Annotated in this window: 9 protein-coding genes and 2 pseudogenes; 8 read left to right on the top strand and 3 right to left on the bottom strand. The window is 44.4% G+C overall.

All coding sequences use genetic code 11. The features are described 5' to 3' along the window. The 3 genes and pseudogenes from JCM11217_RS03585 to JCM11217_RS13435 form a co-directional block, all read left to right on the top strand. Positions 1-254: pseudogene (locus JCM11217_RS03585) on the top strand (hypothetical protein); the annotation flags it as partial. After that, positions 221-565 (top strand): hypothetical protein, encoded by a 345-nt coding sequence (locus tag JCM11217_RS03580; RefSeq protein WP_054842064.1) that lies wholly within the window; start codon positions 221-223, stop codon positions 563-565. The pseudogene JCM11217_RS03585 and the gene JCM11217_RS03580, both read left to right, overlap by 34 nt. 23 nt (positions 566-588) lie before the next feature. Beyond that, a complete protein-coding gene (locus tag JCM11217_RS13435) occupies positions 589-801 on the top strand; it encodes a hypothetical protein (RefSeq protein ID WP_243678219.1) in 213 nt (70 codons plus the stop codon). A gap of 57 nt (positions 802-858) precedes the next feature. Here the strand turns inward: JCM11217_RS13435 and JCM11217_RS03575 are convergent, their stop codons facing one another. After that, positions 859-1170 carry a hypothetical protein gene (locus tag JCM11217_RS03575; protein WP_243678218.1) on the bottom strand — a complete coding sequence of 104 codons (312 nt, stop codon included), beginning with the start codon at positions 1168-1170 and terminating at the stop codon, positions 859-861. 58 nt (positions 1171-1228) lie between these two features. Here JCM11217_RS03575 and pheT point away from each other — a divergent pair, with 58 nt between their 5' ends. From pheT to JCM11217_RS03550, 5 genes are all read left to right on the top strand, one after another. Continuing rightward, the gene (pheT, locus tag JCM11217_RS03570; protein WP_054842063.1) at positions 1229-2890 is read left to right on the top strand and encodes a phenylalanine--tRNA ligase subunit beta; all 1662 of its coding nucleotides are present in this window, start codon (positions 1229-1231) and stop codon (positions 2888-2890) included. Between the two features lie 57 nt (positions 2891-2947). Next, on the top strand, positions 2948-3766 hold the full coding sequence (locus JCM11217_RS03565) for a D-aminoacyl-tRNA deacylase (RefSeq protein WP_243678217.1): 819 nt from the start codon (positions 2948-2950) through the stop codon (positions 3764-3766). Between the two features lie 3 nt (positions 3767-3769). Continuing rightward, positions 3770-4318, top strand: coding sequence for a DUF429 domain-containing protein (locus tag JCM11217_RS03560; RefSeq protein WP_243678216.1), 549 nt, complete (start codon positions 3770-3772; stop codon positions 4316-4318). A 138-nt stretch (positions 4319-4456) separates the two neighbouring features. After that, entirely contained in the window at positions 4457-4903 is a 447-nt protein-coding gene (locus tag JCM11217_RS03555; RefSeq protein WP_243678215.1) for a hypothetical protein, read from the top strand. Positions 4904-5379: 476 nt separating this feature from the next. Further along, positions 5380-6177: a hypothetical protein gene (locus JCM11217_RS03550; RefSeq protein ID WP_054842061.1), complete on the top strand. Its 798-nt coding sequence runs from the start codon at positions 5380-5382 to the stop codon at positions 6175-6177. Here the strand turns inward: JCM11217_RS03550 and JCM11217_RS03545 are convergent. Beyond that, on the bottom strand, positions 6174-6662 hold the full coding sequence (locus JCM11217_RS03545; protein WP_054842060.1) for a Zn-ribbon domain-containing OB-fold protein: 489 nt from the start codon (positions 6660-6662) through the stop codon (positions 6174-6176). The two genes, JCM11217_RS03550 and JCM11217_RS03545, sit on opposite strands and share 4 nt — an antisense overlap. After that, a pseudogene (locus JCM11217_RS03540) lies at positions 6662-7829 on the bottom strand (thiolase domain-containing protein). The gene JCM11217_RS03545 and the pseudogene JCM11217_RS03540 overlap by 1 nt, the downstream one beginning before the upstream one ends. Positions 7830-7935: the final 106 nt, after the last annotated feature.

Below are 7935 nucleotides of genomic sequence, written 5' to 3'. Positions count from 1 at the left end.
TCAATGACGGTGACTTAAGCGTTAGGTGGCATTTAAGAGCTATTGACCATAGAGACGCATTCAAGAGTAAGGCTGAGGTTGCTGAGGAAGCAGGTAAGCTAAATAACGAGGATTTCTTGTCGTTCTCGCTATTCGCAATACTTGGCGATGGCAGTGTTGATGTTAAGAGAAAGTCAATCATACTTACAATGGGCAAGGCAAAGCGTGAATTATGGGGGGGGTGGGGGGGGTTATTGAGAGGCTCGAGGGCTTAGGATTTAGGAAGAATGATGAAAGGCACATAATTAACTACGTGGCTAAGGCCTCGAGGGCTGTCGAGCTCACCAGGAGGTGGCTCGATGACGCATTAATCAAAGCCTTGGTTGAAGACTTGAGCTCATTGCCAGACGCCGAGAAGCTTAGGCGATTAATAACGCTGGCCAATACGAAGATCAAGCCAAAAGTCAGGTCGTCGATCGAGGTCGTCGGCATCAAGATGAACGTTCACGTGAATAATAATGGTACGGTCGAGCTTAGGGTTAAACGTAAGGATTATGGCGATGCGAGGCGGTTCGGGAAGCGCTGAAAAGGGCTGGCTACAACGTAAAGTTGTGGGGACACAACGGTAGGTTCGAAGTCTACATACGCTATGGCGAGTTAAAAAGGCATCCTGAGTTGATGGCTAAGGTTTGCGAGGTATTGAGGAGGATGCATGAGGAAGCGATGAGCGAGAACAACATCAAGAGGGCGCAAAGGATAGCCAAGGCGATGATGAACCTAAAATGCCAAGACCCCCCCGCCCAGAGCCCACGGGCACAATAAAATTAACCAAAACAAACCACTATAATTATAAACAACAATATTATTTTATTCTTATTCTTATAGCGGTCTACGGCTCTGGAGACATACGCTAACATCCTCCATTATTACCATGAGGGATTTAGCATTGCTTGGTACATTGCTTATGTGTAGTGGTATTGAGTAATTTAGGCCGTTGCACGTGTAGTTAATGGGTATTTGGGAGCCATTGCTGAATACTGAGCTCACGATTATTTTAGGCACACTCGTTGGAACCTTAACGAGACCTATCGTTATGTAGGACTCCTCATGCCTGAAGGGTGCTATGAGTAAGACCACCATTACTATGACTATGACGAGAATCAACGCAGTTATTACATACCCAATCCTCATACTCAATATAAACCATGCTTAAAAATGCTTAATAGGTTTTGTTGCTCCGTAGTGATGCATGCCTGTAATTACGTTTAAGCGAAGTGACCTGGAGGGTTTACTGGGTAAGTACTTTAGTGGTGATGAGGAGCTTATTGCGGCGTTGAATAGGCTTAAGGGTGAGGTTGAGGGGGTCTCCGGCGATGATGTGACGTTTGAGGTTACCCATGATAGGCCTGACCTATTCTCTGTGGAGGGCATTGCAAGGGCGTTAAAGGGTTTGTTTAAGGTTGAGGTTGGGCTTCCTAAGTTTAATATTGTTAATAATGGCTTTAGGCTCATTGCCGAGGACGTCCCTAATAGGCCGTACATAATGATGGGTATTGTACGTGATTTAAGGCTCAGTGATGAGGCCATTAGGCAGATGATTCAGCTTCAGGAGAAGCTTCATGCAACCTATGGCAGGGATAGGAGGAAGATGGCCATTGGGTTTTATGACGCTGATAAGATTAAGCAGCCGCTCACGTATAGGCTTGAGAGACTTGATGCGATTAAGTATAGGCCATTGGATAGTGATAGGGAGATGAGTGGTTCTGAGGTTATTGAGGGTACCGAGAAGGGTAGGTTATACGGTAAGTACGCGGTTTACGATGGTAAGGCACCAATACTAATTGATTCTGAGGGCAGGGTACTCGTGATAATACCCGTACTTGGTAGTGAGGACTTTAAGGTTACGGAGAAGACTAGGAATGTGTTGATAGACGTTACCGCCACGGACTTAAAGCTCGCTAAGTCAATACTCGCCGTCTTAGTCTATAACTTGCTTGAGAGGAGTTCTTCGAGAACCGTTGAAGTAGTTAATGTGAATGCGCCATGGGGGGGTAGTACGGCATCTCCTGTGTTGGATCCTCTTGAGTTCAAGCTATCTATTAATTTCGTCAATAATTATTTAGGACTTAACCTGAGTAAGAACGATATTATTAATTATTTACTAATGTCAAGGCACGATGTTATTGATTACGGCGAGGAATTGCTCGTTAAGGTCGCCCCATATAGATTCAACGTACTTCACCCGGTGGACCTTGTTGAGGATATTGCGGTGGCCTATGGTTATGAGAATATTCCGAGGGAGTTACCACCACAACCCATTAAAGGCGCTAGAAGTGAGTTGAGCGCCTTCGCTGATTTAATTAGGGATTTAATGGTTGGTCTCGGCTTTCAGGAGGTTCTTAATTACATGATGAGTAATAAAGACGTCATGATTAGGAGAACAATGGATCAGAGAGAGCTTGTTGAGGTTGAGAATCCGAAGTCTGAGCTTTACACTGTTCTTAGGGATCACATATGGCCCCCCCAGTTAATGGAGGTTGCAGCTAGGAATAAGGCCTTGATTGAGGGTGTTCTTAAGATATTTGAGGTTGGTTACGTCGCGTCGCCAAACCCAGAGAGTGAGGTGGGCGTTAAGGAGAACCTAGTACTTAGTTACTTAATTAGTGGCCCTGAAATAACACTCACCGATGGCCTTTCCGTGCTGAGGTCATTATTGACGAGTCTCGGCATTAATTACTCACTTAAGCCTTGTGAGTACGTATCGGGCTTGCCCGAAAGGACTGCCTGCATACACATTGACAATAGGGATGTTGGTTTTGTGATGGAGGTGAGGCCCGACGTAATAACGGCGTTCGACCTTGAGTATCCCGTTGTTGTAAGCGAGATTAGGCTTAATGAGTTGATGAGCTAGGAATATTAAAAAGGAGCGGCTGCATTGCTTAATCACTGAATCAACATGTATGGCATAGTGTTTAGTAAGGTGGATGTGGTATCAAGGGGGGTCTTTGAGTTATTTAATAGGGATGGTAATCTTAGGTATAGAATGAACTTAGGCGATTATGAGATCTATGACTTAAAGGGAAATCTCACATTTTATGCATTGAATAAGGATATTGTTTACTTGGATGACCTTGAGGAAGTAATTTCGAAAATTCAGGAAAGACCTCAGGAGTTAATCTTCGTTAGTCGCCATGAAATGAGGAACCCAAGGCCAATGTTTACATCTCACGTTACGGGTAATTGGGGCGCCGCTGAGTTAGGTGGGAGACCGAACACAGTATCGCTGGCAAACCCGCACACTATTACGGCATTTTATAGGGAATTGTGTAGGATTAGGCCTGACTATGGTCTTGAGAACTTCGAATGCCATATTGAGGCGACGCACCACGGCCCTACGATAGAGTCAATACCCGTGACCTTCGTGGAGCAGGGAAGTAGTGAGAGGGAGTGGTTGATAAGTAGGGGGGGTTGGGAGTTGCTTCATTACGTTGTTAATGAATTCCTTGAGGGCAAATTAATTAGTAACTTTGAACCTGCAATATCAATAGGTGACTTACATTACCTAACGATAGATAATAGGTTAATCAGTGGTGAGGCGGATGTTGGTCATGCAATACCGAAGTATATAACGCCAATAACTAGGGAAATGATCATTAAGGCCGTGAATATGATGACCCATAGGCCGGTTAAGGCTTACGTTAGTTGGAAGGCAATTGATAGTGAGACCAGGAAGCTCGTTACCGAGGTTCTCAATGAACTTAATGTAAAGGTGATTAAGAGGACTTGAATAATGCCACTAGCAGTGAAGGGTATATACGTAGGGATCGACCTTGCACTACCTAATAGGAAGAGAACGGGTTTCGGATTAATAAACACTGGCGATCGTACCTACGCAGTGGATACCTTATCCACTAGGGAGGAGATAATAAACTCGGTGCTGCGGCAATCACCATCATTAATATGCATAGATGCACCACTTGGGCTTCCTAAAAATGGCATTAATAGGTTGGTTGAGGTGAAGGCTAGGAGGCTCGGACTTAGGCTCATCCCACCATTGTTGGGTCCCATGAGGTGGTTAACAATTTATGGCATACAAATAGCGAGTGAGTTAAGGAAATACGGATTTAGGGTTCTTGAGGTACATCCAACATCAACGCTCAGGATACTCGGGATGAGCAGGCAGGACTTCGTTAAGTTCATCACATTAGGGTTAAGGGGGGGGCCCGTAATAAGTAATGAGCATGAGGTTGACGCATTAGTGTCGGCATTCACCTGCCTATTACATGATCATGGGTGTACGGAGGAATTAGCGGGGGGGCTTGAGGATGAAGCTCCTTAATAATTCCGCGCATTGATTGTATACCTCGGGTGATTAGCATGAGTTTATTTGAGGAATTGATTGATAGGTATAAGGACATAATAATCAGCATCTATAGATTAGGGGGTTGATTGCTGCGGTGATTATTGCATCATTAGAGTGACTGATTGGGATCGCATTAAGGAACTTAGATGTAATGTGTATGGGCTAATGATTGATCCTGAGCAGGTTAATGAGTTGCTTAGACGTCCTTCCTTAATAAAATTATTATTGCAGAGAGGAATTAATAGGCTTATTACATACCCATGCATCACCCAGGATAAGATAACGTTATTGAATAAACTTGGCTTTACTGTTATGAATTATTTCACGAGTGATGATTGTTCATTAACCCAAAGCGTTGTGGTTCATCTTGATGCATACAAAATAATTAACTTGGTTGGTAGGGGGGGCATCGTTGTTTATGTTCATTTATACCAACCATACATCAGGGGCAGGAGTGAGTCGACGCGCGATATTAATTCAATTTTTGATATAGCACTTGAGTACCTAAGGAGGTCTGGGGGGGTCAAGATTCATTTGATTCTTGATGAGCTTTCCCATTAATTCTTACGTACAATTCCTTAATTAATTCAGCCCATTTCAAATGAATATGATTACCCTCATAATCAATGTAATTTCTGTAAATGTGCTTTTTCGTCATTCTCGTATATATTTTACAATGCGGACATCCAAGGATTACGTACGTCGAATTCTCAATCAACTGAAGATTAGAACCACATATGGGGGGGCATTTCAGATTCAATTCCAGCTTTGATATTTCCTCGGATACCATTGTTTAGGTATTGAAACTGACAGCATTTTTAATTAACAGTTAAAATGTTGACGTTATAGTCCTGTTATTAATATTCTCACGGGTACAGGTAGATAGATTCATATCATTAATGCATCAGGGCAATATTACTAAGAAGTAATTCTAAGGTAGGGGTTTCGTTGAGGTATTTTGGCTTAGTATTGATACTGATATTAGCGTTATTTTACAGGTTTACTGCAAATAAATCATGCATAATAACTAATCATTAATGCTTAATATACAGAGGAGTATACCGATACCGAGGATAAGCCTTGAGAAGCTCATAAATTATATACTCGTGGTTGGTGAGAATCCTGGAATTAATTGTTCCGTAATTAAAGATAGGGGGGGTCTTGACATTGGTAAGGGGGGGAGGGGGGGTGATATAACGAGGTTCTTTCAGAGGATTGGATTAGTCGAGGTTTATGGAGATTGTAATGTTAGGCTAACGGACACAGGTAACGCTCTGTATAGGGCTTTGAATAGGGATCTTGCTTTATCGAAGATGTTACTTCATCTAATACTTTATAAGGAGTTGCCTCATTACCGGTTGTTAATAAATCTAATAAGTGAGGAGGGGCCTATTAACGTTGCTGAGCTTCATAAATTAATAAATCAAAAAATGAGGGATTTATCGCCAACCGCATGGCTTAATGAGGTTGCTTTTAAGGCGATTATTGGGCTTGCGACGGACCTCGGTGTGGTGGAGGTGGTTAATGGGGGGGAGGTTAGTATTAGGTACACAGCCTCTGTGAGCGAGTGCATTAGGAGGTCAATGGCGCTCATAGGCTCTCAAAAGGTCTTGAGGCTCGATGATTTAAGTACCTGCATTAAGCAATCACTAGGGGGTCTCGATATAAAGCAATCCCTAATTAATAACCTAGATGGCTGTGTCGAACCAATAATGGCCCCCCCTGGACCTCTGGGCCCTAAATCCACGTACTTCAAGGTGCTAAATGAGGATTGCGTGATTAAGCAAGTCGTTAATACCATTTTAAGTAAGTCGGTGTTAAGCAGTAATTCTTAGCATTGTTTGTTTTTTAGTTGGAATGTTATTATGTATTTATTGTGCTTCTCGATGTATGTCGTGCCGAGCACCACCTCATCACCAACCTTGACGCACCTCTCATCCTTAACATTTATGAGCCAGCCCATTACCCTAACATCACCAACCCTAGCAATGGCTATTATGTACGGCTCAAAGTCCTCATAACCCTGAGGCTTTGAGTATACTCTCGTGAAGGTTTCAAGAACACCCTCCCTAGGCAACTCAATCCACTCAACATCACTCGACCCACAGTATGGGCAGTCAGACTGCGGTGGGTAATAAACCGCGCCACAGGATTTACACCTAGTCGCGTATATCCTGCCCTCCCTAAGGCCATCCCAATACTTAAGTGTCTTGCCAATGGGTATTTTATGCCTGTAAGTGATCGGTACTGAGTCTATGGTTGGCCCCCCCTCGATCTTAACGGTTTTCTTAGCACCTGCCTTCCTCTCCGCCATATCCATCACCTCCTCAGTATTGTCACATAGCCATAATGGCCAGTACCGCCTATATTGTGAGCAAGGGCTATGTACCTCCTCAAAGGCGCCTGCCTGCCACGCTCCCTCTCCTCCCTCAACTGCTTAACCAATTCATAAATCATTGCGAGACCAGTGGCACCCAGTGGATGCCCCCCCCTTACCCAAAAGCCCACCACTTAAGTTAACGGCGACCTTACCACCAATGTCGCTCTGACCCTCCTCAATGAATTTACCACCCATGCCCTTCTCCACAAAGCCCAAGTCTTCATAGGCCATTATCTCGGCTATTGTGAAGCAATCATGAACTTCAGCGACCTCCACATCTTTAGGCTCAATACCAGCCCTCCTATAGGCCATCTGCGCTGCCAACCTAGTTGCCTTTAGGCTCACGTAATCCTCACGTCTGGTTATGTTTGAGGTATCAGATGCGTAACCAATCGCCTCAATCCAAACGGGTGTATCAATGTGTAATTTTCTAATTGCATCCTCACTGGCCACCACAGCGGCTGCCGCGCCGTCGGTTATTGCCGAGCAATCATAGAGCTTCAAGGGCCACGCAATGGGCCTTGACTTAAGGACATCATCCACGGTCACCTCAAACTGAAACTGAGCCTTCGGGTTCCTAGCCGCATACTTCTGGTTCTTAACCCTAACCAGGGCCAATTGTTCCTCAGTAGTTCCGAACCTAGCCATGTGGGCCGTGGCATACAACGCGTAGTACGCCGGAAATGTAGTACCGTAGAAGTGGTATTCCCAGAGGTAATTACCACCTCTACCACCAACTGCCAGTGATGTTGCTGTGTCAACCTCATTCATCTTCTCCACGCCAATGGCTAGGGCGATGTCCACGAAGCCTGAGGCAACCATGTTGTAAGCCACGGCCAACGCCGCACTACCAGTGGCGCATGCAGCCTCAACCCTTATAGGCCCCTTCTCACTAAATCCGCTATACTCATTAACTGGAACCGCTGGGTATAACTCGTAGGTCCTAGTCCCTGCACTGCCAACAATCGATATTTCGATATCCTTTTGAGTCAAGCCAGCATCATCAAGAGCCTCCTTAACGGCCTCCCAGGCGAGTTCCTGAATCGTCACATCATTCCTAACACCAAAGACAGACTGACCAACACCAACAATACCGACCTTACGCACGGGTCCTTCTCAGTAAGGGTCTAAATAAGATTGATCTCTGAGTATAATATTTATTGTTATATAGCGTTACTGATCATAATACTACTCTTTTTTGCTCACTTGCTAT

This window comes from Vulcanisaeta distributa JCM 11217, from assembly GCF_001316005.1.
Taxonomy (GTDB): domain Archaea; phylum Thermoproteota; class Thermoprotei; order Thermoproteales; family Thermocladiaceae; genus Vulcanisaeta; species Vulcanisaeta distributa_B.
This window is presented reverse-complemented; position numbering and strand designations above follow the sequence as displayed.